At 40.0% G+C, this 26,038-nt stretch carries 19 protein-coding genes, 1 tRNA gene and 1 pseudogene; 13 read left to right on the top strand and 8 right to left on the bottom strand.

The features are described from left to right. Positions 1-32 precede the first annotated feature (32 nt). Positions 33-953 carry a hypothetical protein gene (locus tag PSE83_RS13805; RefSeq protein ID WP_272660929.1) on the bottom strand — a complete coding sequence of 307 codons (921 nt, stop codon included), beginning with the start codon at positions 951-953 and terminating at the stop codon, positions 33-35. A 502-nt stretch (positions 954-1,455) separates the two neighbouring features. Continuing rightward, positions 1,456-1,698, bottom strand: a complete 243-nt coding sequence (locus tag PSE83_RS13800) for a hypothetical protein (RefSeq protein ID WP_272660928.1) — start codon at positions 1,696-1,698, stop codon at positions 1,456-1,458. Positions 1,699-1,783: 85 nt separating this feature from the next. Here PSE83_RS13800 and PSE83_RS13795 point away from each other — a divergent pair, with 85 nt between their 5' ends. From PSE83_RS13795 to dndE, 6 genes are all read left to right on the top strand, one after another. Beyond that, the gene (locus tag PSE83_RS13795) at positions 1,784-2,353 is read left to right on the top strand and encodes an inovirus-type Gp2 protein (protein ID WP_272660927.1); all 570 of its coding nucleotides are present in this window, start codon (positions 1,784-1,786) and stop codon (positions 2,351-2,353) included. Positions 2,354-2,552: 199 nt separating this feature from the next. Next, complete coding sequence (locus tag PSE83_RS13790) at positions 2,553-2,768, top strand: helix-turn-helix transcriptional regulator (protein WP_442960080.1); 216 nt, start codon at positions 2,553-2,555, stop codon at positions 2,766-2,768. A gap of 572 nt (positions 2,769-3,340) precedes the next feature. Further along, entirely contained in the window at positions 3,341-4,426 is a 1,086-nt protein-coding gene (gene dndB, locus PSE83_RS13785) for a DNA sulfur modification protein DndB (RefSeq protein WP_272660926.1), read from the top strand. Further along, complete coding sequence (gene dndC, locus PSE83_RS13780; RefSeq protein ID WP_272660925.1) at positions 4,423-6,057, top strand: DNA phosphorothioation system sulfurtransferase DndC; 1,635 nt, start codon at positions 4,423-4,425, stop codon at positions 6,055-6,057. The genes dndB and dndC overlap by 4 nt, the downstream gene beginning before the upstream one ends. Further along, positions 6,047-8,047, top strand: a complete 2,001-nt coding sequence (gene dndD, locus PSE83_RS13775; protein ID WP_272660936.1) for a DNA sulfur modification protein DndD — start codon at positions 6,047-6,049, stop codon at positions 8,045-8,047. The genes dndC and dndD overlap by 11 nt, the downstream gene beginning before the upstream one ends. Beyond that, on the top strand, positions 8,034-8,387 hold the full coding sequence (dndE, locus tag PSE83_RS13770) for a DNA sulfur modification protein DndE (protein ID WP_272660924.1): 354 nt from the start codon (positions 8,034-8,036) through the stop codon (positions 8,385-8,387). Before dndD ends, dndE begins: the two co-directional genes overlap by 14 nt. A gap of 43 nt (positions 8,388-8,430) precedes the next feature. Here the strand turns inward: dndE and PSE83_RS13765 are convergent, their stop codons facing one another. Both PSE83_RS13765 and PSE83_RS13760 read right to left on the bottom strand, forming a co-directional pair. After that, the gene (locus PSE83_RS13765) at positions 8,431-9,651 is read right to left on the bottom strand and encodes a hypothetical protein (protein ID WP_272660923.1); all 1,221 of its coding nucleotides are present in this window, start codon (positions 9,649-9,651) and stop codon (positions 8,431-8,433) included. Between the two features lie 10 nt (positions 9,652-9,661). Beyond that, a complete protein-coding gene (locus PSE83_RS13760; protein ID WP_272660922.1) occupies positions 9,662-11,743 on the bottom strand; it encodes a DNA sulfur modification protein DndB in 2,082 nt (693 codons plus the stop codon). A 372-nt stretch (positions 11,744-12,115) separates the two neighbouring features. On the opposite strand from PSE83_RS13760, the pseudogene PSE83_RS13755 reads away from it, so the two are divergent. Beyond that, positions 12,116-13,333: pseudogene (locus PSE83_RS13755) on the top strand (IS3 family transposase). Positions 13,334-13,401: 68 nt separating this feature from the next. On the opposite strand, the gene PSE83_RS13750 reads toward PSE83_RS13755, so the two are convergent. Further along, positions 13,402-14,661 carry a tyrosine-type recombinase/integrase gene (locus tag PSE83_RS13750; RefSeq protein WP_272660921.1) on the bottom strand — a complete coding sequence of 420 codons (1,260 nt, stop codon included), beginning with the start codon at positions 14,659-14,661 and terminating at the stop codon, positions 13,402-13,404. Positions 14,662-14,977: 316 nt separating this feature from the next. Further along, positions 14,978-15,062: transfer RNA gene (locus PSE83_RS13745), tRNA-Leu, on the bottom strand. A gap of 414 nt (positions 15,063-15,476) precedes the next feature. Between PSE83_RS13745 and ampH the strand changes: the two genes are divergently transcribed. The 3 genes from ampH (at position 15,477) to PSE83_RS13730 (ending at position 18,033) form a co-directional block, all read left to right on the top strand. After that, positions 15,477-16,700 carry a D-alanyl-D-alanine-carboxypeptidase/endopeptidase AmpH gene (gene ampH, locus PSE83_RS13740; protein ID WP_272660920.1) on the top strand — a complete coding sequence of 408 codons (1,224 nt, stop codon included), beginning with the start codon at positions 15,477-15,479 and terminating at the stop codon, positions 16,698-16,700. A gap of 203 nt (positions 16,701-16,903) precedes the next feature. Continuing rightward, positions 16,904-17,347: a hypothetical protein gene (locus PSE83_RS13735; RefSeq protein WP_272660919.1), complete on the top strand. Its 444-nt coding sequence runs from the start codon at positions 16,904-16,906 to the stop codon at positions 17,345-17,347. Between the two features lie 182 nt (positions 17,348-17,529). Further along, a complete protein-coding gene (locus tag PSE83_RS13730) occupies positions 17,530-18,033 on the top strand; it encodes a hypothetical protein (protein ID WP_004264319.1) in 504 nt (167 codons plus the stop codon). Positions 18,034-18,089: 56 nt separating this feature from the next. On the opposite strand, the gene lptG is transcribed toward PSE83_RS13730, so the two are convergent. Together lptG and lptF are read right to left on the bottom strand one after the other, a co-directional pair. Beyond that, a complete protein-coding gene (lptG, locus tag PSE83_RS13725; RefSeq protein WP_004264322.1) occupies positions 18,090-19,166 on the bottom strand; it encodes an LPS export ABC transporter permease LptG in 1,077 nt (358 codons plus the stop codon). Continuing rightward, positions 19,166-20,263, bottom strand: coding sequence for an LPS export ABC transporter permease LptF (gene lptF / locus PSE83_RS13720; RefSeq protein WP_036958756.1), 1,098 nt, complete (start codon positions 20,261-20,263; stop codon positions 19,166-19,168). Before lptF ends, lptG begins: the two co-directional genes overlap by 1 nt. A 339-nt stretch (positions 20,264-20,602) precedes the next feature. Here lptF and pepA point away from each other — a divergent pair, with 339 nt between their 5' ends. The 3 genes from pepA (at position 20,603) to PSE83_RS13705 (ending at position 25,942) form a co-directional block, all read left to right on the top strand. Then, entirely contained in the window at positions 20,603-22,114 is a 1,512-nt protein-coding gene (pepA, locus tag PSE83_RS13715; RefSeq protein ID WP_004264329.1) for a leucyl aminopeptidase, read from the top strand. Between the two features lie 470 nt (positions 22,115-22,584). Next, positions 22,585-23,034 carry a DNA polymerase III subunit chi gene (locus PSE83_RS13710; RefSeq protein ID WP_036958827.1) on the top strand — a complete coding sequence of 150 codons (450 nt, stop codon included), beginning with the start codon at positions 22,585-22,587 and terminating at the stop codon, positions 23,032-23,034. Between the two features lie 37 nt (positions 23,035-23,071). After that, complete coding sequence (locus PSE83_RS13705; protein ID WP_197932690.1) at positions 23,072-25,942, top strand: valine--tRNA ligase; 2,871 nt, start codon at positions 23,072-23,074, stop codon at positions 25,940-25,942. The last annotated feature ends 96 nt before the right edge of the window (positions 25,943-26,038 follow it).

The raw sequence follows: 26,038 nt of genomic DNA, 5'->3' as shown, positions 1-26,038 counted from the left end.
ATTCATTGAGGTAATATATAACTGAGATTTTTTTAGATTTTCGTGTTCCGCTCAGCCCACGCTTTTTCGATGAGGTATTCAATGACCTCTGCACGGCTTCGGTTAAACTGTTTCTCTAATTTGAGCAGTGTTTTTTTACTATTTTCTGAAACTCGAATGTTGATAGGGGATTTATCCGCCACTTTTTGACGGTGTTTCATGTTGGCATAACGTTTACGCAGTGCCGTGAGGAAAAGTGCTTTGGTATCGTGGTGTTCATCCCAAAGTGAATAAAATAACGGCACTGCCAGGGATTGCAGGTCTAGCGGTAAGTTAATTCCCCTAAAAGGGTGAAGCAGATAGCGATGTTGGGCAAATTGGTCCATCACCCAGTGGATATGGGTGGCTTCGGTGTTGTCTAACCAAGCAAAATCTGCCTGATATTTGAGATGATGGTTAAAATAGTCTTGACGAAGGCGGGAAACCCACCGATTTTTTTCCTCTAAACGGTAAGGTAAAATATCTAAGAGGGATAAAGCGGCGTGATACGTGTCCTCGGCACAATTTGGAATGACGCTGGCTAACCGGTCATACGCCAACCGTATTCGCCGTTTTCGGTCGTACCGCCTGCGTGGCAAAAATCGTTCATGACCGTGAATAACAATATGTTCTTGAATGAGCCCGAGCCAAACGTATAAGCTGGCTTGAGGGGAGCGTTTTAGCCACGTTAATTGTGACTCATCAATTTGTCGTCGTCGAAATAAATGTAAAAAACGCAGAGCATCACGGATAATTTGTGCATCCCCGTCTTGTTGCGTTAATTTTTCGTCGATTAAGGTATTAATTCGGTCATTAATGTCCTGTGTGTTTTTTGTCGTGTTAAACGCAAATTGTTGAGCTTCTTCCGTGTATTTTAATCGCCAAAGTAAATACACCCCTTCGCGTATTGAATTCACTTCAAGGCATTTTTCCATTCTTGTTCTTCTCCACGGATTTGATGAGTTAACGTGATGACAGCATTGAGTCCCTATCATCGCGATACGTTCAATGGGGTTCTTTTTTAGATGCACGGCATGCGGTGCCGTTGACTCATCTTATATCATGATACTGGGGGATTTCCACCATGATGTCACTGTGGATTGCGATGAATCTTTTATCGGGCATTCCTGTGATATACAGAATATTCACCGAGTATTCAAAGTAGATAATGCTATGATACAAGGGAGATATTAGTAAAATATCAGCGGGATATCACGATATTAAATAATGCTTATATTAACGATTAATCAATATGTTATGATTTTAAATATACCATATTTATTGCATTTTAATTTAATAATAATGCAATAATTTCTTCGTGAAAATTAGTGGACAAACGTGTGTTCACTCAGAACAATCGGGAGGCGACTTTAAGGTGAAAAATAAAACGTTTAGGTTAGTTAATATTATTAACGCACCATGATATTTGACAGTCAGTCATGAATACGTCATTGCCATTGCTGTGTCATTCGACAGTCCGTGTTCAACCCTCACCATAAAATCCATCATGAAAACGCAGGCATTGTCATTAGCGTGACAGGCCATGGTATCAACACGTGAAGGGCTTATTGAATCTGTGGTGTATTTTTCCTGCCTATTGTGTGACGGTGACGATTTTATTGGTAGGGGAGACAGACGACGACATTCACCGCCGCTTGTGGGTAAGGCATTTTCTAACATTTTCTCGCGTTTCTTTTTGCATCCATTCAAAAATTAAATAGGCCTGCTATTTCATGAGACAAATTATCAACTGAGGAATTTAATCATGAAATTTAACCATAAAGCAGACTACGCATTACAACGTCAATTATTGGCACACCAGGACAGACTGTTTGCATCGTATTCCAAGCTCATGATGTTGCGTATTGATTTTGCCTACCTCAAAGAGGGGGATGCGTTTGAGTTTGTTGATATGCACCAAATCGCGGCCGACATGACCCATTTAATTGAGCAGGTAAACGAACTTGTGGGTGTCGTGGGGTTTGCTTGGGTATTGGAATATGGGAAAGCGCATCGATTTCACATTCATGCGGTTTTTTACATTAATGGTCAACGTTATCAGCGAGTGTGGAATTTTTGGCAAGATATCCGTGCGATATGGAAAGCGGTCACCGAGGGGGAAGGGTATGCGTATCACTGTACCCCTCAAGCACACTATCGCGTTCAGGGAGAGCGTGTGATTGCGCACGATGACGTGAGAGGACGTCAAGGTCTGCAGCATGTCTTGAAATACCTCGCGAAAGAGAGCCAGCGGACACCACGTCGGGTATATCAATACAGTGAGGTGCCCGAGAAACAAAAAGGCGGTCGTAAACGGCGAGTCAACTCGCTTTAACCACAGGAATAGCATGATGTCCGTGATTCAGTAAACACCGTGGCACGGCATGATGTGAAACGGATACCGCCGCCAATCGGCTCCCCTGTTTGAGGGCGTGTCAAAAATTACGCCAGTCCGTTATTGTTTGAAGGAGCCCCGTCAGTCCCATTATCCCTTTACGGCTCCTTCTCCTTTTTAATACTCGGAGAAACAAACAATGACTATTCAAACAACTGACATCCCACTACTGAACGACCAATTCATTGATATGAAATTTATCACTAAACTAACGGGGTTAACGGATAAGTGGTTTTATAAGCTGATCCAAGATGGTGAGTTTCCTAAGCCTATCAAACTAGGACGTAGCTCCCGTTGGTTACGGAGTGAGGTTGAACAATGGTTACAAACTCGTATTGCTGAATCTAGAGGCTAAACCATTCAGCTTAACCAAATACAATGCTTATCCCCATATCAACCCCCTATCTTGCGAAAGTTCAAATATAGTAATTAGTATCACAATGAGGCTTTCCCTTCTCGTGATAAGAACTTATTACCTCATTTTCAAAACTAGCTAAATGATTTTACCAAATTATCAGTTAGCTGATGATTCGAAATAGACACCCTCAGCTGGTGGCTAATATTCGCTTCCCCGATACCAATAGCACACCCGATACTGGAGGACATTATACTTAGTGAGTATCTTTGGCTTGGGCAACTCTCGTTTGCTAACAAACTGATGTGGCTGTTCTGGAATGATTCGATACTGATTTTTCTGTTAGATGATTGGCTGAATGCCCTGAAGATGAAAATTGAAGAACAACTGGTGAGATAGCAGATTGGTAAACTAATAAATAAACTAGGTCAGAGGGAGGATAATGGATAATTATGCATTGCATTTTAACGTATAAAATCACGTTACATTTACTATCCAACCTCTCGATATTACGTTAAAAAATGTTATAATCACGGTAGTTACGTAACTATTAACGTAAAAGAGAAATGCAAATGGCTAATTTTGATACCGAATATTGTTATTCCTTTCCTGCTGTAAGAGGAATTCAAGCAGGGCGAGCTTTTTATATCGCAACATGCCCTATGCGAATCATCCCCAAAATCTTTAGTTTTGACGAAAGTGAAGTCCCCCCAGAATTAAGAGCACAGAGAATATTGAACAAAGCTCGTATACCAGAAATGGTGAAGTACTTACTCGATAACCCTAAAGATTATGTTTTTTCTGCTTTAACAGCTTCAATAGCAGTTGACGTACAATTTGAAGAACATTCTGGTTCTAATAATTTGGGAACATTGCGTGTTCCAATGGAAGCCCAGATCTTAATCAATGATGGGCAACATCGACGTAAAGCAATAGAAGATGCCCTAGAAGAAAAACCTGAATTAGGACAAGATAATATACCCGTGCTTTTCTTTGTCGACGAAGGGCTCAAGCGTAGCCAACAAATGTTTGCCGATTTAAATAAATATGCTATTCGCCCTAGTCCATCCCTTTCAACGCTATATGACCATAGAGATGCTAGCTCAAATTTGGCTAGATATTTAGCTATGTCTATAGAACCATTTGTAGATTTAACCGAGCTAGAAAAATCAAGCATAAGTATTTTATCAAATAAGCTTTTTACTCTAAGTAGCATTAAACAAGCAACTAAAGCCTTGCTTGGCCGGCATCCTAAAAAAGAAGATATACAAGAGTGCATGCTACTCTCGAGCTCATATTGGAAACAAATATTTCTTGCAATGCCTGACTGGCAACTCGCAGCAAAAAAGGAAGTTTCACCAGCACATCTACGTCAGGAATATGTACATGCTCATGGTATTGGCTTACAAGCTTTGGGGCTATTGGGAAATACCTTATTAAAAGAGTACCCTGATGAATGGCAAGAAAAACTCTTAGAATTGAAGACATTTAACTGGAAAAAAAGCAATCCTGAGCTTATTAAAAGGGCAATGTTACATGGTAAGTTAAGCAAATCTAATACTGCGATTCAGTTAACTTGTAATGCACTAAAATTAGCTTTATTACTTCCTCTTACCGTTGAAGAACAAGAAATTGAAAACCAGTTGGTAACATTATGAATAAATTAGTACAAGCTTATGATTTAGCTGATTATGAAGAGTATATAAATACCGAGCAATTTGCTGGTAATTCATTAGCAACATATGTATCTGAAGTGCAGCGTATATATTGCGCAGATAGCCGTCCTTGGGTTATTGGATATAGTGGAGGAAAAGACTCCTCTGCCGTTATCACTCTTATATATTTAGCCTTATTGGGTCTTCCCCCAGAAATGCGTACTAAAGATATATTTGTAGTTTCCTCAGATACATTGGTTGAGACTCCTGTTGTCGTAGATTTGATAAAAAAAACAATGTTACAAATCGAATCTGGGGCCAAACGTGACGGATTACCAATTACTCAACATGCAGTTACACCAAAAACTCAAGAAACATTTTGGGTAAATCTTTTAGGTAAAGGGTATCCCGCTCCGACTAGGAGTTTCCGCTGGTGTACTGAGCGAATGAAAATTAACCCTGTTAGCGAATTTATTAAAGATAAAGTGTCACAGTTTGAAGAAGTTATTGTAGTTTTAGGCTCACGTAGTAGTGAAAGTGCCTCTCGTGCTCAAGTTATAGCAAAACATAAGATCGATGGTTCTCGGCTTGCCAGGCATACGACCTTAGCCAATGCTTTTATTTACACTCCCATCGATACATGGGATGTAGAAGATGTTTGGAAATTACTTAGAGGTGCGTTCCGTTATGCACCTGAAGATATAGAGGAATGGGAATCTCCATGGGGAGGTAATAATCGACCTCTTTGGACTTTATATATGGATTCATCTGCTCAAGGTGAATGCCCTTTAGTCATTGATGATAGCACTCCATCATGTGGTAATTCACGTTTTGGTTGCTGGACCTGTACAGTTGTCACTAAAGATAAAGCGATGGAAAGCTTGATCAAAAATGGTGAGGAATGGATGTCTCCATTACTGAGATATCGTGATTTATTAGCATTTACTACTGATCCAGTAAATAAAAATACTTTCCGTAACTACAAACGGCGCTCAGGTAAAGTAAGCTATCAATATGCCAAAGATGGTGAAGACCTTACCGCTGAACGTAAACATGTCCCTGGCCCATACTGGCTTAAATATAGGCAGAAATGGTTAAAGGAATTACTTTCCATTGAACGCGATATGAATGTTCAAGGTCATAAAATTACATTAATTACTCAGCCTGAGTTACACGCTATTCGCCAAGAGTGGCTTAAAGATCCAAACGAACCGGATTGGTACGACACTTTGCCAGGAATCTATCACGACGTTTATGGAAAAAACCTCGACTGGGTAATCGACGACCAATCTCGTTTCAATGCTAGTGATGCAGAACTTCTTGAGCAGATTGCTCAAGAATTTGACGTTACTCCTGAAATGGTAATGAAACTGATTGAACTAGAGGTTTCTATGGAAGGGTTAAGCCGCCGTCAAGGTATCTTTGATAAACTAGGTAATATATTGAAGCAAGACTGGGGCAGTCTAGAAGAAATAAAACAGCAACAAGAAACCTTACAAAAACGTAATGACCGAGATGTTCATCAAGAAGAAATTACAAAATTAGAAATCGAGCTGCGGGTATTACAGCATAGAATTGACGATGTAAGTGGGGCAAATATGTTTACCAGTGAGGAAAAGACACATGTTAATTAAGCAACTGGTATTACGTAATTTTCGTGTATTTAATGGTACTCATGTTATAGATTTAGCTCCGCGAACACATCAAAATGATGATAAGCAGCGTCCGATAGTTCTACTCGGTGGACTTAATGGAGCAGGAAAAACATCTATCCTATCAGCAATCCGCCTGACATTATATGGTCGACTAGCGTTTGGCTCATCAACTCAGCAACAAGACTATGTTAAAGAACTCAGTACCTTAATTCACAATGGCTCAGCGACAGATGAAGCATCGGTTAAACTTATTTTTACCTACAACAAAGGTGGCCACGAAGCTGAATTTACTGTAACGCGTACATGGAAAAAAGGAAAAAAAGATCAACTATCACTTCAGCAAGATGGTCAACTTCTTGAAGAGCTCGATTATGATCAATGCCAGGGGTTCTTGAATGAATTGATTCCACATGGAATTGCGGACTTATTCTTTTTTGATGGTGAGAAAATTGCAGAACTTGCGGAAGACGATACTGGAAATATTCTACGCACAGCAGTACGTCGCTTATTGGGGTTAGATCTTATAGATAAACTTCGTAGTGATTTGATGATCTTCGTTAAACGTCAGCAATCCAGCAAGTTAGTTGATTCTGAACAGCAAAAACTCACTGAAATTGAAGAACAGGTTAAACAGCTTGCTTTCCAAACAGAAAAGATTTTAGAGCAAGCTGATTTTGCAAAAATACGAATTGACTTACTATCAAAAGAAATCAACCGATATGAAAACCTTCTGAATGCACAAGGCGGTATATTTGCTCAGACAAAAGCACAAGAAAAACAGAAAGTTGATACTCTGTTAAAAGAAAAAGGTCGTCTAGAAAAAGCACTACGTAATGAATGTGACAGCTCGCTTCCCTACGCTCTAGCTCCTAAAACTCTGGGGCGTTTACTCGAGAAAATTAACACTGAGATACAAATAAAACAAGCAAACAGTTTTGAAAAAGAATTAACTCAATTCCTTATACAACTTAAAAATGATATTTCATTCCGTTCAGGAACAACGGGGAGAATCGCTGCTGAAGCAATCGAAGATAATCTGAAAGATTACCTTGCCGGGAAGCCCAAGGATGAAGTGTTATTTGACATCTCCGAGCGTGAAGCAGGAATGCTCCAACTATCTATCGAGCAGGACAGTAAGAAATCCTGGCAGCGCTTTGAACTTTATCGTAGTCAATTAGCAGAAGTGGAAGAGCAACTTGAGCAAGCAGCAACAAATATTGCTCGGGCACCTGAAGACGATCAGCTTCTCGAGCTATTTGAAAAACTCAGAGAGCTTGATCGTAAACGCGAGAGTGTACGGCAGGATTATCGTTCTTTACTGGAAGAAGCCAAACGCACTAAGCAGCAGCAATTAGACCATTCCCGGCAGATACAAAGAATACACGACTTGGTGCGTAATAAACATAACTCTGATAGTGCATTTAATAATGCCCAAGAAACAATCAATCTTCTTGACCGTTACAGTGAACTTTTAACTCAAGCGAGAGTGAAAACACTTTCAGTAAACTTTGAAACGGCTTACCGTAAATTAGCCCGTAAAGAAGACTTACAACTAAATGCACACATCCATCCTGAAACGTTTGATGTGGAATTAATGGATGAAAAAGGCACAATAATTAATCGCAAGCTCCTTTCTGCAGGGGAAAAGCAAATTTATGCGATTGCAATTCTTGAAGCTCTGGCAAAAACCTCTGGACGTGATTTGCCAGTAATTATTGATACGCCATTAGGCCGTTTAGACTCTCAGCACAGAGATAAACTAATTAACCACTACTTCCCATTTGCCAGTCATCAGGTAGTGTTATTATCTACTGACACAGAAGTGGATAAGAGTTATTTTGTTGATCAACTACGTGATGATATTTCCCATACTTATGAGATTGTCTTTGATCCACAGACTAAGTCATCAAAACTGACACCAGGTTATTTCTGGGAATTAACTAAGGAGGTCTCTAATGCTCCCAAATAGAATGCAGCTTAGCCGCCAAACTGAAGAACAACTAAAAAAGCTAAAGGGATATACTGGTATCACTCCTAATATTGCTGCCCGCCTAGCATTTTTTCGCTCAGTAGAAAGTGGCTTTCGTTATTTACCTGAGCAAGACCATAAAAAACTGGATGGTTCTTTAGTATTAGATAAAATCACATGGCTAGGTGAAACGCTTCAATCAACAGAGTTGGTACTAAATATGCTTTATCCACAGATAGAGCAAAAAGAAATGCACAAAGCATGGGCTGCTCATATTGATGATGGGATTGCAGCACTAAGAAATCATAGAAGCTTAATAGATTTCTCATTTGCATTGTAATTAAATTATGCCAATACAATTTGTATTGGCGTATGTATGAATATCAATTTATATGATATTTTTCTAATAAAGATTTCATTATAAAGTCTTTTTTACTTATATTTATTAAGCTACTCAAATCAGAATATGCTTTAACCCATCGAAAATTTATTTGCATAGTGTGATTTTCTATATAAGAAATCAAATCAGACACATTTGAACTAAAATCAGAAATAATATTCTCACACACTCGTATATCACCATGAGTGAGAAAAAATTTATTCCTCATTTCCATATACTTCAGTACATTTTTGTAACATGCTTGCTGAAGCATCTGACCATTATTATTTGATTGTGAGGCTAGAGAGAGTTTATATGTAGCTCCTTTTCTTAATTTTCCATTAACAGCATATTCGTTTGAGGCAGTATAGCTAGCATTATTATTCATTAAAAGCAATCCATCTATATAGCACTCAACAGCCCTGACCATGTGTAAGAATGATAAACTATAGTCTTTTTTCATTTCACATAATGCCGCTGAATAATAGTGAATAACTGAAATCACTTTAAACACTAAAGGAAAACCATCTTGACAATATTTATTAGTTGCAGAAAGCGAGCTTATATTCACTGGACTTTGTGGTATAGTTAAGAATGAGTAGTTAAAATATCTCCTAACGTTTCTTATAAAATCATTAACATAAGAATAATTAGATTCCTTTAAATTTGATAACTTAAAAAATTTCTTTTTAACTTCACTTAAAGACAATGATGAAAAATCAGTGAATAATGAGATGTTATTTATATTTTCTGTTAGGCTCGCTTCACTTTTACCAACAAAAATATCATGGATTATATCAAATATGTTTTGATAAATACCATTTAAAGAATCAATTTCATTTCTTATAATACTATCAATAGAACTTAGACTACTCCTTTCTATAGTCATACCATCATCCAAAAAAACATCATCTAATATACAAGAAATAGAGACTTGCTCAAAAACATCAAAGCTTTTTATATCTACATTCAACAAGGTTTTATTTTTAAAACATTCCATTTCCCCCAGAAAAAACTCTACACATGGCATATAAACACTTGAATCTAACACAAGTGAATCTATATCTTTACCATGACTCGCCTTAATATTCTTCTTCCATATTTCTATATTCGCAGAATCATTTGAAATAATCATATAATTCTCATATTCTGAAGAAAGCATAAATACATTTTGGACTAATTTGTCATCGTACTGACCAATTATAGAAAAATATAATTTACTCATACAAGAAATCCTAAATTATTTCTTCATCAAGATCATCAACTTTAGGTTTTAAATCAATAACTTTCACTCCCATAATTTTTATTATTTCTGTGATAGATGCACTAACATCATCATTGATGTATTCATTTATTTTTTTGTCAAAACTAGTTTCTAATTCATAGTTTTTAATATTATTAATACTCAATTCTTTTTGTTTTTTTTCCTCTAAGGTAATTAATTTTTCCTTTTCAAATGTGGTCAGTCTGTTACTAGTCAGATATCCTCTTTCAAAACTTTTTCTTTTATCTAATATCATGGTTTCTATATATGAAGAAAGCTCAGACTCAGCATATTCTTTCAAAAAAGCCTCTTCGTTAGAATCAATATCCACTAACTTTCTAATATTTAATATTGTACCGGGGATAATACCTTGAGATAGGAGAAGCCTAACAATTTGATTTTTAGATTGCTTCGTTACTTTAATATTATTACCACTAAGAATAGTGTCTTGAAGGAGTGCATTTCTAGAATCAAATATGTTATTTGTATTAGAAAAAGCAGATTCAACATAAGCCTTAACTATATATTTAGCCTTACTTTTATCAAATCCTAATATTAACATTTTTGATGTGATATTTGCCCACATATCAATTATTGCTTTTTGAAAAATAACCGTACGTAAGAATGAAGGAATAATTTTTATTTTTTCCTTTAATTCCCCCATCATTTCCAATGTTTTTCCTTTTGCTGGTTTCAATAAAGGGCTATTAAAAACAATGTGATCTATTGCTTCATCTATTATATTTGCATCACTTCTATCATCTTCTTTAGCTTTCTCCATTGCCCCCAATAAAAACATTTCATATTCTTCAATATATTTTTTCTGAAATTCGATTTCAAAAAATATATAATAGAGTTCAGGAACTATTGTGTCATTCACTAATTCGGTCAACTTGTCTTTATGCCTAGATGAAAAATCTCTCCAAGGAAAATACTCAGGCCATGGATTACTATCACCATATTCATCCTCACCAAAATCAAAATCATCTTTACAAGTATTTACTCCGATGATTTCAGATATAATCCTTACTCCATTTTTTGTTTTAAATACTTCCTCTAATGCATTATTAATAACGCCTATACTAGTTATCGTATGCTCTCTTGATATTTCCATTGACTCTTTATGTTTTTTTATATTCCATTCAATCAATCCTAACCCATATTTTAAATCTGTATTTAGTATTTTCTTACATAATTCACGACATATAATCGAGCTCAAAGTTTGATCTGATAAAAGAGTAAGGAAATGCCCACTAACCCTCTCAACCTTTGAATTAACATCAACAAATAAACTACGTAACACTTCAGGAACTGAAGGTGTTGAATTATCACTAGCTTTTTCTATTGTTGAATCTGGAGGAAATACAATACAAACGGGTATATTTATATTTAAAAGAGGATTTGGATCACATCTCCTTAATGAATTTAATGCATACAACCTATGCTGGCCATCAATAACAACTAATCTAGCACCTGCTACCATTTTTGGGGTCACATTGGCCAATAACATTGCTTGATTAATATCAATATCTATAGTTTCAATTTTCTCCTCAAGTCTAATATTAATTTTCTGCCCAACATTAACTGGATAGTTTCTAATTTGAAAAATATTTTTCCATTCTCTTAATATATATTCACCAACAGAATCACTCGGCTTAGAAGCTTCACACTCTGGATAATATTTTTCTAAATTATCAGTCCGGTCAGCAGCTACAATAGCTACTAATATTGGTGGAAGAAAAACAATTTCTTTTTGTATGTGTCCTTTTTGAGCGGCTAAATATTGACTTATTTCTTTAGTCGCTCTTTCAACATCTATATCCCGTTGAATTAAATAATCAAAATTTAAATCTGTTGTTACATCCTTTGCATAAGACAAGTTTAGTAATTCATCATAATTAAATGACGTCATAAGGTATTCTATTGGTGTTGAGCCATTAGATTGAAAAACTCCAAAAGAACCACTTTTCTTGAAATCATATTTATATCCAGTTGACTCTACTCGCCTAATCATATCTACTCCTATTAAATATTTAGAAAAACCAATTTTCATATTAAGATAGCCATTTTTAGCCGTATCGAGGCTAGCTACTTATAATTGTACCATCAATCCCCCTTTTCTCGATATACTCAACTTACACTAGCAACATTATTTATTTGATAACTAGAAAATAAATCTACTATCTACTATCTACTATCTACTATCTACTAGAGCGTAGATAATGATAGGAAACTTCACTTTCTATTTACTCTCTTTGAACCGATAATTAAGAAATAATACAATTTAATGTAGCCCGTAAAATTATAGCTCCGCCCCTAATACTATAGAGAGATTCCATCACATAACTACAGAAAATATTTTGTATAATACTCTTCATTTACTTCTAATTGTAGTGGCATAGTTAATTTGGTCACCAACTCAGAGGTGATATCATCACCTCACAAACAGATAGGTGACAATTATGGCGAAACGTATAAGACGGCTTTTCAGTGCTTAATTCAAACTTGAAGCGGCTCAATTGGTGCTTGACCAAAACTATTCCGTGGTCGAGGCTGCCAACGCAATGGGGGTCGGTAAATCAACCATGGACAAATGGGTTCGGCAACTCAAACTAGAACGCAAAGGTATTTCTCCGAAAGCGTCACCCATGACGCCTGAACAGGTTGAAATACGTGAATTGAAAAAGAAAATCGCGCAACTTGAAGAGCATAATGAGATCTTAAAAAAGACTACAGCGCTGGTGATGTCGGACTCTCTGAACAATTCTCGCTGATCGAGAAACTCAGTCGGCGCTTTAGTATTAAACAACTGTGTAACGTGTTCAGTGTTCATCGCAGTAGCTATCAATACTGGCGTCATCGCGCAAAAACACTATCAGCGGAACAAATTCGGCTTCGGGCTCTTGTTCGAGAAGCTCATGAAAGCAGTCACGGTTCTGCGGGTGCTCGTACTATTGCTGATATTGTATCGAAGACAAAACAGGTTCCTTTAACGCGCTATCGTGCAACTCAGATTATGAAATCACTTGGCTTGGTGAGTTGCCAAACACCAAAGCATCGATATACAAAATCAACTCAAGAGCACGTTGAAATACCAAATCATCTTGGGCGACAATTTGCGGTCACGGAGCCAAACCAAGTTTGGGTAGGTGACGTAACGTATATTTGGTCAGGTAATCGTTGGATGTATCTTGCGGTTGTGATGGATTTATTTGCTCGAAAGCCCGTTGGTTGGGCGATGTTATTTTCACCCGATAGCCAACTAACGGGAAAAGCATTATCAATGGCTTTTGAATCAAGAGGTAAGCCAAGAAATATGCTGTTTCATTCAGATCAAGGAAGTCATTATACAAGCCGTCAATATCGCCAATTACTATAGCGTTATCAGATAAAGCAAAGTTTATCTCGACGAGGTAATTGCTGGGATAATGCGCCTATGGAGCGGTTTTTTCGAAGTTTAAAGACAGAATGGGTACCCATTTTAGGTTACTGTAATTTTATAGAAGCACAACAAGAAATAACACGATATATCATTGGGTATTATAGCCAGATTAGACCGCATCAATATAACGGTGGCTTAACGCCCAATGAATCAGAACGATTATATTGGGAAAGCTCTAAAACTGTGACCAATTTTTGTTGACCACTACAAATAGACCTAAGTACTCAACAAAATAAAATCATTTTTGAGAAGTTTTACCAAAACTACTCTTAGGAATATTCATTCTTAGCAAAATCAAAAGAAGATATGATTGTCTCCCTATTCGCATCCAAATAATCCGCCCACCACTGCACCATCAGACGCCTTTCCTCAATATGTTCTGCCTTATGAATATAAGCAGCCCTTACTGAGTTACGCTCTTGATGGCTCATTTGCCTTTCTACTGCATCCTTCGACCATAGCCCTGACTCAATCAACGAGCTACATGCCATTGTTCTAAAACCATGACCACACACTTCTGTCTTAGTGTCATAGCCCATTACACGTAATGCGTTGTTAACCGTGTTCTCACTCATTGGTTTTCTAGGATTATGATCGCCGATAAAGATCAGTTCGTGGTTGCCGCTGAACTGATAGATCTGTTTTAAGATCTCAATAGCTTGTCGGCTTAATGGAACTAAATGAGGGGTACGCATTTTTGATCCACGATGTGAGTGTTTAACCCCTTCTATCGCTTCGCGTTCAGCAGGGATCGTCCACATGGCATTTTCAAAATCGATTTCATCCCAACGGGCGAAACGCAGTTCACTGGAACGAATGAAAACTAACAAGATAAGTTTGACTGCAAGTTTAGTTAAAGGTCTTCCCTTATAATCATCTATACGTTGTAATAACTCGGGTAGACGTTTGAGCTCTAATGCCGCTCTATGGACTCGTTTACCTGTAGCAACAGCACCTGCCATATCTTGTGCTGGGTTATAGTCGATTAAACCACTTTGTACCGCATAACGCATAATGCCAGTTACACGCTGTTGTAAACGTGCCGCCACTTCAAGACGTCCAGACATCTCTACGGCTTTAATGGGTTCAAGAAGATCCCGAGTTTTTAGTTCAGCAATATTACGTTTACCAATAGCGGCAAAGATATTGTCCTCAAGGCTTTTGAGGACTCGATGGCTATGGACTTCTGACCACTTTTTATTGGTTGCGTGCCAATCGCGAGCTACCTTCTCAAAGGTATTAAATTCCTTTTGCTGTTCTTCCTTTAATTCTTTCTTGAGCTCACGAGGATCGATACCTAAAGCAACTTGCTTTCTGGCAGCGTCCCTTCTTTCTCTTGCATCCGCTAAGGAGATTTCAGGGTATACACCGAAAGCCATCAAATGTTGTTTACCGCCAAAGCGAAAACGGAAACGCCAATATTTAGAGCCATTGGGGTGAATATAAAGAAACAAGCCATCACTATCTGTCAGTGTATAAGCTTTCTCGTCTGGTTTAGCTGCACGAACTTTCGTATCGGTTAATGCCATATTCTTTGTCCTCTTCACCCCAGAGTGAGTATATAAACGAGATATCTCAGATTACTGTTGATGATTTCAAGTTACATAGCCAACTAAGTGTCTACGCCACAGGCTGCGCCTGCATTGCTTTAGCATCGGTAATTCGAGATACAATGAGTATACAAACATTATCGAAGCGAAGATATACTCAGATGTATACTCACTCGGAGGTTGATGTGGGTTGAGTTAAGTTGACATGCATTGACTGAAAACGCGGGGGAAGCCTTGCAAACACTGGATTTTAGATACAAAAAAAGACGTCGGTTGACGTCTCTTGATGTTCTTATGGTGCCGAAGGCCGGACTCGAACCGGCACACCCGAAGGCGGTTGATTTTGAATCAACTGCGTCTACCAATTCCGCCACTCCGGCACGAAGTGATGTGTTTCTTGGAAAACGCTGCCATTATACTTGCCTTGTGTCTACTGGCAACACTTATTCGTGAAGTTACAGTTTGTTCGATTAAAAAAAAAGCATATTCCTTAGATCTGATTAAATCACTGGGAAAGCTTCTTTTGTTTATATATCTATTAATGAGTATGTTAACTTCTCCCAAATTATTTTTCTTATCGCAAGGCTCTGTGGCTGGCGGCAGGTCATTATTTTTGTTAGTTTATCTGCAATCTAATGTCAATATTTAAGGTTTAATCATGGGTTTTGTTGGGTGGATAGCAACAGGTATCTTTATTGGCATCTTAATTGGTGTCGTAATGAAGATTTTCGCTAAGAAAAAATAATATTGGCTGAAAGGTCATTTGCAAACAATCATATCGGCTGGCTTCCAACATGAAGAAATCATTTCTAAAAATTCTGTCTGTATCTGCATTGTCTTTGGTGTTAATGGCGTGCTCAAGTAAGACAGAAAAAGCACCAAAGTTTCTGCAAAGTAATGATATTGAATCCTCAGATTGGCAGGTTTTTGAGGGAGATAGAAGGACTTACGAGCGCGTCGCTAAGATTGTCGATTTGTATGCTAACCGCATTTTTAATGAAAGCAATGCACGGGGCATGGCAATCATTGTTATCGATAATAATCAGGCGTTATCACGCTATTATGGTGAAACCGCACCTGGCAATGGTAAAAAACCCGGTCCAAATTCATTAATTCGCATTGCATCAATTACCAAATTAATGACAAGCGAAATATTAATTAAGCTCGAACAGGATAAGAAGCTGTTAATTACTGATCCGTTACAGCAGTATGCCTACCACGGCGTTAATGTGCCTGATAATGCCAGCGGGCAGCCTATTCGCTTATATCATTTAGCGAGCCATACCAGTGGATTACCTCGAGAACAACCCGGTGGAAAATGGGGCCGCCCTGTTTTTATTTGGCCAACTCAAGATAACCGTTGGACATGGCTAAAAACAGGTAAGTTAGATGCTACACCAGGCACAGAAGCTTCTTATTCCAACTTAGCATATGACTTATTGGCTGATGCGATGGTTAAAGCTTCGGGAGTCTCTTATCCCCAATTATTTAACCACTATGTGGCATCTCCCGCCAAAATGACGAATACCACTTATACCCCTAACAATGCGCAGTGCGCACGGTTAATGGAAGGAACAAAACCAAGCCCTTGCCATAACACACTCGCGGCAGCAGGAAGTGGTGGCGTGTATTCTACCCCTGCAGATATGCAAAAATGGATGCAGCAATTTTTATCGACAGACAGTAACTTAAGAAAAGTCACCGCTGCCCGTGAACAAGGCATCTATTTTCCACGTGAAAAGCTTTTGGAAATTAAAGGGATGGATGTTGCAGGGCATGCTGATGGACTCGGCCTTGGGTGGGTGTATATGAAGCCTAAAAACGGCACTCCGGGAATTTATCAAAAAACTGGCGGTGGCGGTGGGTTTAATACCTATATGGCGATGATCCCACAGCAAAATATTGGGGTATTTGTGGTGATGACCCGCAAAGATAACAGTAAATTCAGTAAATTAACAATTGGAGTTAACGAACTGCTCGCTTCACTGTCTGCTAACCATGCGTATGGGAAACATTGAAGGAGTACCGCCGAAGCGTTACAAGCAATGGCGAGTTACACCCCAACCTTAAAACGTGGATTTACCCGCGTTATTACATTAATTGCGACAACAGCCTGAGATATTCAGGCTGTTTTTGATAATTTTCTTAGCCTTTTTTATAATCAATTTTATTAGGTTCTCGATAATATTTTAGTAATGTCATTTACTTATAAGAGTCCATAATGAGAACCAAGAACTCCTCAACAATATTGAACTATCATTCCGAACCACAACGTAAAATTAGCCCAATCGAGTTTAATAACATTCTGAATGATATTAAAAACCACTGTATTAGCAGCCCAAAAGAGTTAAAAGCAAGATCGATAACTATCTCAATCCCCAAAAGCTATTCTGGTGATCTTGAAATGCTAGCGATTAAAGCCTGTCGACAAGAAGAGCGGCGTATTTATCGAGAAGAATGTTCTGCTGCTTTCAAATTCAAAACACCTAATGGGATGAAACGAGGCATTTTTTCTTTAGCTCAACAACTGGCTAATAAAAGCGGTGAAAATATTTTAGCGATGGATCCCCAGCCTCACGCAGCCCTCCCCAAAAGAAAATTATTTCGGCCACAACCGCCATTTATCGCCTTTATCAGCGCACTCGGTTATACACTTTTTAGCTAACAGTAAAAAACGCTGAGTTATAAACGCCAAAATAGTTAGCGAAACCATGTCGTTACCTGATAAATATAATAGCTTGGCCCTTCAAGCTATTATTTCACCCTCAATGTCGCTTTATACAATGTTTTTACCTGCCGAAAAGCTAGGATTATTTTCTCTCTCATTTTGTTAAAATAGGAAGTCAGATGAACATATCTTCACTTTTCTCACACCATATACTGCGCCCTTCCACGATTAAACAAGGTAGAGCATCTGAATTAGTTTTACAGCTCAGAAAAATCTATAATCACCACACAGCTTACCCCACTCCCCAGCAGCCTACTCAGATAGAAATCGATCTTAGCCAGCTTAATTATCTCAAACTGGGAAACAATCAAAAAGAGTTAGAAAAAACCGCTGAATATAAACAGTTAGTCGATAACACTCGCCAAAAAGCACAAAATGAATTTACCGAAAAAGTATGGAATTACGCCTACCCTCTTCGTCAGTCATATACCGCTAACGGTGGAATGTTTTCTTACGCCCAACAATTAGCTAACAAAAGCCGTTGCAATGTCATTGGTGTTAAAGGTGAATATGTCCCTGCATTAGAGGGAAACAAGCTGCAATATATTATGTTTCGCCCTCAAAACAAACTGTTAGGGATTATTAGTCACTTAGGTAATGTCCTGCTAAGTCAGCAATGCTAAAAAGAAAAGGGCTGTGAACCCCGAAGACTCACAGCCCTTTATTTGCCTATAAACGGTTATTTTCGTTTAACTAACAATGTGATACTTACTATCAGGAATAGGACGCTTGGCAATGCTGCTGCAATAATCGGTGGCACCGAATACACTAAGCTCCAATTACCGAACCCTTGGTTAAGTACGTAAAAGAGGAATCCCCCCACAATACCTGAAATAACACGAACGCCCATAGGAACGGTACGTAACGGCCCAAAAATAAATGAAACTGCCATTAGCATCATAACTGCCGCAGAAAGTGGTGCGAGGATTTTTTTCCACATGCTCAGCTCATAAACCGCAGCCACTTGGCCACTTTCTTTTAAATATGAGACATATTGATACAGGCCGCGGATTGATAGCGAATCAGCATTCAGTGAAACTATTCCTAGTTTTTCCGGGGTTAGGTTGGTCTTCCAATCCACCGTCAATCGCTGTGAACCTGTGATTTTTTTCTCGCTACTTAGAATTGACTCATCCACTTGAGATAACACCCAAAGCTGATTTGTCGAGTCGTACTCACCATTCGCAGCAAACATCACCGACTTCAATTTACGTTGGTCATCAAAACGATAAATCGACACATCTTGAATCGATGTCGCATTATTAATCCGCTGAATATGAATAAAATCATTGGCATCTTTTGCCCACATACCTTCATCTGTCACAACTAATGAGTTACCCACGATTTTTTCTGCGCGATAATTTCTTGCCCACTGTTCTCCCGCAGGTGCGATCCACTCACCAATAAACATTGCGACAATGACCAATGGAACTGCTGTTTTCATCACCGATAATGCGATTTGTAAGCGGGTAAAACCGGAAGCTTGCATGACGACTAGCTCACTACGTGAAGCCAGTGCCCCTAACCCCATGAGTGCTCCCAACAATGCTGCCATTGGAAAGAAGATATCAATATCTTTTGGGACAGTTAATAAAGTGAATACACCTGCGCTCAATGCCGTATAGTCACCATCCCCCACTTTGCGAAGCTGCTCGACAAATTTAATGATCCCTGCCAGTGAAACGAGCAGAAATAGCGTCACTAAAATCGAATTTAAAATGGTCCGACCGATATACCTATCTAAAACACCAAACATCAGGCAACCCCTTTACTCAATTTAAGACGCATACGTCGCATTGGGACGGTATTCCACGCATTTAGGACTATCGCTAATATCAAATACCCCACATTCACCGCCCACATAGTATACCTTGGGTCAAGGTCACCCTTATCGGCACTATTACGCAATGTACTTTGTAATAAAAAGAAAATGAGGTATAGCAGCATCGCTGGAAGCATACTTAATACCCGTCCTTGACGTGGATTAACCTCGCTTAATGGCACGACCATCAAGGCCATAACGACAACGGAGAATACAATCGTTAAACGCCAATGGAACTCCGCGTTCACTTCAGGAGTATTTTCAGACCACAGTTGTAGCATATTTTTTTGCTCGACTCGGTCACTACGCGTTTCTGCGGTTTGGTGGTCAACAATAGCTTGGTAATTAACAAAGTCAGTTATTCGAAAATCTCGCAGTAACGCGGTTCCTTCATAGCGAGTACCTTCGTTTAAAACAACGACTTGTCGGCCATCGGGGTCTTCTTTCATATAACCGCTATCAGCCACTACAACTGAAGGCCGTTGTTCATTTGCAGCGCGTAGCTGTGCAAGAAATACGTTCTTGAAGTTACTACCTTTTACATCACCAATGTACAGGACATAATTGCCATCTTTAGTGGTTTTAAATTGCCCTTCCACCATCGCTGCTAGCCCAGGGTTCGCTTTCGCATCAGCCAATACTTGCTCTTGATATTGAGATGACCACGGCAACATCCACGTGATATTAGCCACCGCAACCATCGCGGTAATGACCGCTAGGACTAACGCGGCTTTTACTAAAACACTTTTACCTAAACCGCAGGCATGCATTACCGTGATTTCACTTTCAGTGTAAAGTTTACTGTAGGTCATCAAAAGCCCAAGGAATAGGCTCAAAGGTAAGATAAGCTGCGCCATTTCAGGCACACCTAACCCCAGTAAAGGAAGTACTAAGTTTGAGGGAATGTTGCCCTGAACCGCAGCGCCAAGAATATCTATCGACTTCTGGCTAAAAAAGATTAGCATCAATACAAAAAGTATGGCTAACTGACTTTTCAGGGTTTCCCGTACCAAATATCTAATAATGATCACGCTTATTACGCCTGTGAAAACTTGTCTTTTGGGAAGAAAATGGCTAAGTTCGTTCGATGTCTGCCATTTACTAACATATACTCTAGTTTATTGTATGGCTACAATGATATAAAAGCATTCTCTATACTGGTTGAAATATCAGAACATGCTTAATATTCGAGAAACCAGATATACCCGCCATACTTCATGGTGTATCGCAATTAGCAGCATACAACGTGAGCTATTTCGCGTATAGATGGTTAGTTTAACATAAAGAGTTCATTCTCTATGAGGTAGATCATGCGAAACGCTAATTTTAGCGGGAGCATCGGCCTTTGTCTTTAAGATTCAGGAGAACGCATGGAGTTTAGTGTAAAAAGTGGTAGCCCGGAAAAACAACGCAGCGCTTGTATTGTTGTCGGAGTCTTTGAACCACGCCGTCTGTCCCCAATTGCTGAACAACTGGACAAAATCAGTGACGGATATATCAGCGCCCTGCTGCGCCGCGGCGAACTTGAGGGTAAAGTGGGGCAATCCCTGCTACTCCATCATGTACCCAACGTTCTGTCTGAACGCATTCTACTTATCGGTTGCGGTAAAGAACGCGAATTAGATGAGCGCCAATTTAAACAAATTATTCAGAAAACAATCAGCACGTTAAATGAAACTGGTTCAATGGAAGCCGTCTGCTTCTTAACTGAATTACACGTTAAAGGCCGCAATAATTACTGGAAAGTGCGCCAAGCTGTCGAAACAGCCAAAGAATCACTGTATGTGTTTGATCAACTGAAAAGTAATAAAACAGAACATCGTCGTCCACTGCGTAAACTGGTTTTCAACGTGCCAACTCGCCGTGAATTGACCAGTGGTGAACGTGCTATTTCCCATGGTTTAGCGATTGCTTCAGGTGTTAAAGCAGCAAAAGATTTAAGTAATATGCCACCAAATATCTGTAACGCAGGTTATTTAGCGTCTCAAGCACGTCAATTAGCAGATATTTCAGACAGCAAACTCACCACTCGAGTCATTGGTGAAGAGCAAATGAAAGAGTTAGGAATGAACGCCTATCTCGCGGTGGGTCAAGGTTCACAAAATGAATCGCTGATGTCCATCATGGAATATAAAGGCAATCCAGATCCCGACTGCAAACCTATCGTACTCGTAGGTAAAGGGTTAACCTTTGACTCTGGCGGTATTTCAATCAAACCATCCGAAGGCATGGATGAAATGAAATACGATATGTGCGGCGCCGCTTCTGTTTACGGTGTAATGCGCTTCATCACTGAATTGCAGTTGCCAATTAATGTCATTGGGGTATTAGCCGGCTGTGAAAACATGCCTGGTGGGCGAGCTTATCGTCCGGGTGATATTCTTACTACCATGTCTGGGCAAACCGTTGAAGTCCTCAATACGGATGCCGAAGGCCGTTTAGTTCTGTGTGATGCACTCACCTATGTTGAGCGTTTTGAACCTGAGCTGGTTATTGATATCGCGACCTTAACAGGGGCTTGTGTCATTGCATTAGGCAGTCACTACACTGGGTTGATGTCAAACCACAACCCATTGGCTCATGAGTTATTAAACGCGTCAGAGCAAGCGGGTGACCGTGCATGGCGTCTACCTCTAGCTGATGAGTATTTTGACCAAATCACGCCTAATTTTGCTGATTTAGCCAATACGGGTGGCCGTCCTGCTGGTGCTATCACCGCGGGTTGTTTCTTGTCTCGTTTTGCGACGAAATATAACTGGGCACACCTTGATATCGCAGGGACTGCTTGGCGTTCAGGTGCAGCAAAAGGCGCTACTGGTCGCCCTGTCTCCATGCTAGCGCAGTTCTTATTGAACCGTGCAGGCCTTAATGGTGATGAGTAATCTCATTTAACGCTTTAGCTGTACATCACTCGTAAAAATATCCCGATGAGCATTTATGCGACTCGGGATATTATTTTTGGTTTTTTGATACACCAAGAAAGCCATTTTGAGGCAGCTATAAAAAAGGTTATAATTCAACATAGACATAATTCTGCGCTTAGTTACCAAAAACGTGTAGCCAACCCCCCTACAAATTGAAGGATGGCAATTTAAGCTATACCCTAAATAATTCAGTTTGTAGGTAGGCGGCAAGCAATTGAGACCTTAGGAGCATACAAAAGTATGTGACTAAGGCGAAAGTGCGTAGCCAACACCCCTACAAATTGAAGGATGGCAATTTACGCTATACCCTAAATAATTCAGTTTGTAGGTAGGCGGCAAGCAATTGAGACCTTAGGAGCATACAAAAGTATGTGACTAAGGCGAAAGTGCGCAGCCAACACCCCTACAAATTGAAGTATGACGGGTATATGAAAAAAGGTACATTTTACCAACTAAAACAGGCATCACCACATCCTGAACTTGAAGCCCATGAATGGCTAGCTTGTGAGCTTGCCGCACAAATGTGGCGCAGTGGAAAGCGTGTTTTAGTTGCTTGCGAAACACAGCAACAAGCTGAAAAGATTGATGAGGCCTTGTGGCAACGCGATCCACACCAGTTTGTCCCGCATAATTTGGCGGGTGAAGGGCCGCGTTATGGTGCACCGATTGAAATTTGTTGGCCTGCTAAACGGGGAAATACCCCACGCGATGTCCTGATTAATTTACAAAATCAGTTCGCAGATTTTGCCACGGCTTTCCATGAAGTGGTAGACTTCGTACCTATTGATGAAACTTTAAAACAGTTGGCGCGTGAGCGGTATAAAACTTACCGTAGCGTCGGCTTCAATTTGACTATGGCGGCGCCGCCAACTTACTGAATACAAAAAGATAATGGAAAAGAAACCAGATAGCCCAATGAATGAGCCTTCGCTCGATAAAACGTATAACCCCGCAGAAATTGAGCAATCTCTATATGCTCACTGGGAGAAAAGCGGTTATTTTAAACCTAATGGGGATACCACCCAAGACAGCTTCTGTGTTGTCATTCCACCGCCGAATGTCACTGGTAGCCTGCACATGGGGCATGCCTTCCAACAAACCATCATGGATACGATGATCCGCTATCAACGTATGCAAGGTAAAAATACCTTATGGCAAACGGGAACTGACCATGCAGGTATCGCAACTCAGATGGTTGTTGAGCGTAAAATTGCAGCAGAAGAAGGTAAAAACCGTCACGACTACGGCCGCGATGCGTTCATTGACAAAATCTGGGAGTGGAAAGCGGAATCCGGCGGTACAATTTCACAACAAATGCGCCGTTTAGGCGACTCTGTTGATTGGGATCGCGAGCGTTTTACTATGGATGAAGGCTTATCTAAAGCCGTTAAAGAAGCGTTCGTTCGCCTTTATAAAGAAAACTTGATTTATCGTGGTAAGCGCTTAGTTAACTGGGACCCAAAACTTCACACGGCAATTTCTGACTTAGAAGTTGAAAACCGTGAAATCAAAGGGTCTATGTGGCACCTGCGTTATCCATTGGCTGATGGCGTAAAAACGGCTGAAGGCAAAGACTATTTAGTGGTCGCGACTACCCGTCCTGAGACCATGTTAGGGGATACCGGTGTCGCCGTTAACCCTGAAGATCCACGTTATAAAGATTTAATTGGTAAAGAAATTATTTTGCCAATCGTTAACCGCCGTATTCCAATTGTTGGTGATGAACACGCTGACATGGAAAAAGGTACTGGCTGTGTGAAAATCACTCCAGCTCATGACTTTAATGACTATGAAGTCGGTAAACGCCATCAGTTAACAATGATTAACATGATGGACTTAGACGGCAACGTTCGTAACGAAGCGGAAATTTTCGATACCAACGGTAACCCATCTACCGCTTATAGCTGCGAAATCCCAGAAGCTTACCGTGGAATGGAACGTTTTGCAGCGCGTAAAGCTATCGTCGCAGAATTCGAACAACTTGGCCTGTTAGTTGAAGTGAAACCCCATGACCTGACGGTGCCTTACGGTGACCGTGGTGGTGTGGTTATTGAGCCTATGCTAACCGACCAATGGTACGTGCGTACCGAGCCTTTAGCTCGTGATGCCATTAAAGCCGTTGAAGATGGCCGTATTCAGTTCGTTCCTCGTCAGTACGAAAACATGTATTTCTCTTGGATGCGTGATATTCAAGACTGGTGTATTTCTCGCCAACTGTGGTGGGGCCACCGCATTCCTGCATGGTATGACGAAAAAGGCAATGTCTACGTGGGTCGCGATGAAGACGAAGTTCGTCGTGAAAACAACTTAGGTGCGGATATTGCTCTGCGCCAAGACGACGACGTACTGGATACGTGGTTCTCTTCCGGTCTGTGGACATTCTCTACTCTCGGCTGGCCTGAAAATACCGACGCACTGAAAACATTCCATCCAACAGATGTATTAGTCAGTGGCTTCGATATTATTTTCTTCTGGATTGCCCGTATGATCATGATGACCATGCATTTCATCAAAGATGAAAACGGCGAGCCACAAGTGCCATTCAAAACCGTTTATATGACAGGCCTGATCCGTGATGAAGAAGGCCAAAAAATGTCAAAATCCAAAGGGAACGTTATCGACCCATTAGATATGATTGACGGTATCTCTTTGGAAGATTTACTTGAAAAACGTACTGGCAACATGATGCAGCCACAATTGGCTGAAAAAATTGCTAAACGTACTCGTAAAGAGTATCCAGAAGGGATCGAAGCCCATGGTACTGATGCACTACGCTTCACTTTGGCGGCATTAGCGTCAACAGGCCGTGATATCAACTGGGATATGAAACGCCTGTCCGGCTATCGCAACTTCTGTAATAAATTATGGAATGCGAGCCGTTTCGTTCTGATGAATACTGAAGGCCAAGATTGTGGTCAAAACGGCGGCGAAATGAGCTTCTCATTGGCTGACCGCTGGATCATGGCGCAATTTAATCAGACCGTGAAAGCTTACCGTGAAGCGTTAGATACTCACCGTTACGATATCGCAGCGGGTATTTTGTATGACTTCACATGGAATGAATTCTGTGACTGGTACTTAGAGCTGTCTAAACCTGCTGTTCATAAAGGTAACGAAGCACAAGTACGTGCGGCTCGCTTCACCTTAATTGAGGTCTTAGAAGGCTTACTGCGCCTTGCTCACCCAATCATTCCATTTATCACTGAAACCATCTGGCAGCGCGTCAAAGTGGTTAAAGGTATTGATGCCGATACCATTATGTTGCAAGCGTTCCCTGAGTTCGATGCGGCTAAAGTGGATGAACTTGCGCTGAGCGACCTTGAGTGGATCAAAGAAGCCATTATTGCTGTACGTAATATTCGTGCAGAAATGAACATCTCCCCAGGTAAGCCACTGGATGTGATGCTGCGTGGCGCTTCTGCTGATGCTAAACGTCGCGTTGAAGAAAACCAAAGCTTTATCAAATCAATGGCACGTTTAGAAAGCATTCGCGTACTGGCTGATGGTGAAGAAGCACCGGTTTCCGTCACTAAACTCGTTGGCGGTGCAGAGCTGCTGATCCCAATGGCTGGCTTAGTCGATAAAGACGCAGAACTGGCTCGTTTAGATAAAGAGCTGGAAAAAGTGGTGAAAGAAATCGAAACTATTGAAAGTAAATTAGCTAACGAAGGTTTTGTGAGCCGTGCGCCTGCTGCCGTTGTTGAAAAAGAACGTGAACGCTTAACTGCCAATATTGAAGCAAAAGCTAAAATTGAAGCGCAAAAAGTGACCATCGCCTCTTTGTAATTATTAATTAGCTAATCATTTTTAAGCCCTTATCGATTCGTTGATAAGGGCTTTTTATTCGAGTATCATCAAATGACTGCGTTCGCAGTTCTCAGA

The sequence above is a fragment of the Providencia sp. PROV150 genome, from assembly GCF_028481025.1.
GTDB classification, from domain to species: domain Bacteria; phylum Pseudomonadota; class Gammaproteobacteria; order Enterobacterales; family Enterobacteriaceae; genus Providencia; species Providencia hangzhouensis.
This window is presented reverse-complemented; position numbering and strand designations above follow the sequence as displayed.

Excerpts from the sequence above, each read along its gene's own strand:
- PSE83_RS13800 (WP_272660928.1), bottom strand. The coding sequence starts at position 1,698 with ATGTTAGAAAATGCCTTACCCACAAGCGGCGGTGAATGTCGTCGTCTG.
- PSE83_RS13710 (WP_036958827.1), top strand. The coding sequence starts at position 22,585 with ATGAAAAAAGGTACATTTTACCAACTAAAACAGGCATCACCACATCCT.
- dndB (WP_272660926.1), top strand. The coding sequence starts at position 3,341 with ATGGCTAATTTTGATACCGAATATTGTTATTCCTTTCCTGCTGTAAGA.
- dndE (WP_272660924.1), top strand. The coding sequence starts at position 8,034 with ATGCTCCCAAATAGAATGCAGCTTAGCCGCCAAACTGAAGAACAACTA.
- lptG (WP_004264322.1), bottom strand. The coding sequence starts at position 19,166 with ATGTTTGGTGTTTTAGATAGGTATATCGGTCGGACCATTTTAAATTCG.
- pepA (WP_004264329.1), top strand. The coding sequence starts at position 20,603 with ATGGAGTTTAGTGTAAAAAGTGGTAGCCCGGAAAAACAACGCAGCGCT.
- PSE83_RS13795 (WP_272660927.1), top strand. The coding sequence starts at position 1,784 with ATGAAATTTAACCATAAAGCAGACTACGCATTACAACGTCAATTATTG.
- PSE83_RS13760 (WP_272660922.1), bottom strand. The coding sequence starts at position 11,743 with ATGAAAATTGGTTTTTCTAAATATTTAATAGGAGTAGATATGATTAGG.
- PSE83_RS13705 (WP_197932690.1), top strand. The coding sequence starts at position 23,072 with ATGAATGAGCCTTCGCTCGATAAAACGTATAACCCCGCAGAAATTGAG.
- PSE83_RS13750 (WP_272660921.1), bottom strand. The coding sequence starts at position 14,661 with ATGGCATTAACCGATACGAAAGTTCGTGCAGCTAAACCAGACGAGAAA.
- PSE83_RS13730 (WP_004264319.1), top strand. The coding sequence starts at position 17,530 with ATGAACATATCTTCACTTTTCTCACACCATATACTGCGCCCTTCCACG.
- PSE83_RS13790 (WP_442960080.1), top strand. The coding sequence starts at position 2,553 with ATGACTATTCAAACAACTGACATCCCACTACTGAACGACCAATTCATT.
- PSE83_RS13765 (WP_272660923.1), bottom strand. The coding sequence starts at position 9,651 with ATGAGTAAATTATATTTTTCTATAATTGGTCAGTACGATGACAAATTA.
- dndD (WP_272660936.1), top strand. The coding sequence starts at position 6,047 with ATGTTAATTAAGCAACTGGTATTACGTAATTTTCGTGTATTTAATGGT.
- ampH (WP_272660920.1), top strand. The coding sequence starts at position 15,477 with ATGAAGAAATCATTTCTAAAAATTCTGTCTGTATCTGCATTGTCTTTG.
- PSE83_RS13805 (WP_272660929.1), bottom strand. The coding sequence starts at position 953 with ATGGAAAAATGCCTTGAAGTGAATTCAATACGCGAAGGGGTGTATTTA.
- PSE83_RS13735 (WP_272660919.1), top strand. The coding sequence starts at position 16,904 with ATGAGAACCAAGAACTCCTCAACAATATTGAACTATCATTCCGAACCA.
- dndC (WP_272660925.1), top strand. The coding sequence starts at position 4,423 with ATGAATAAATTAGTACAAGCTTATGATTTAGCTGATTATGAAGAGTAT.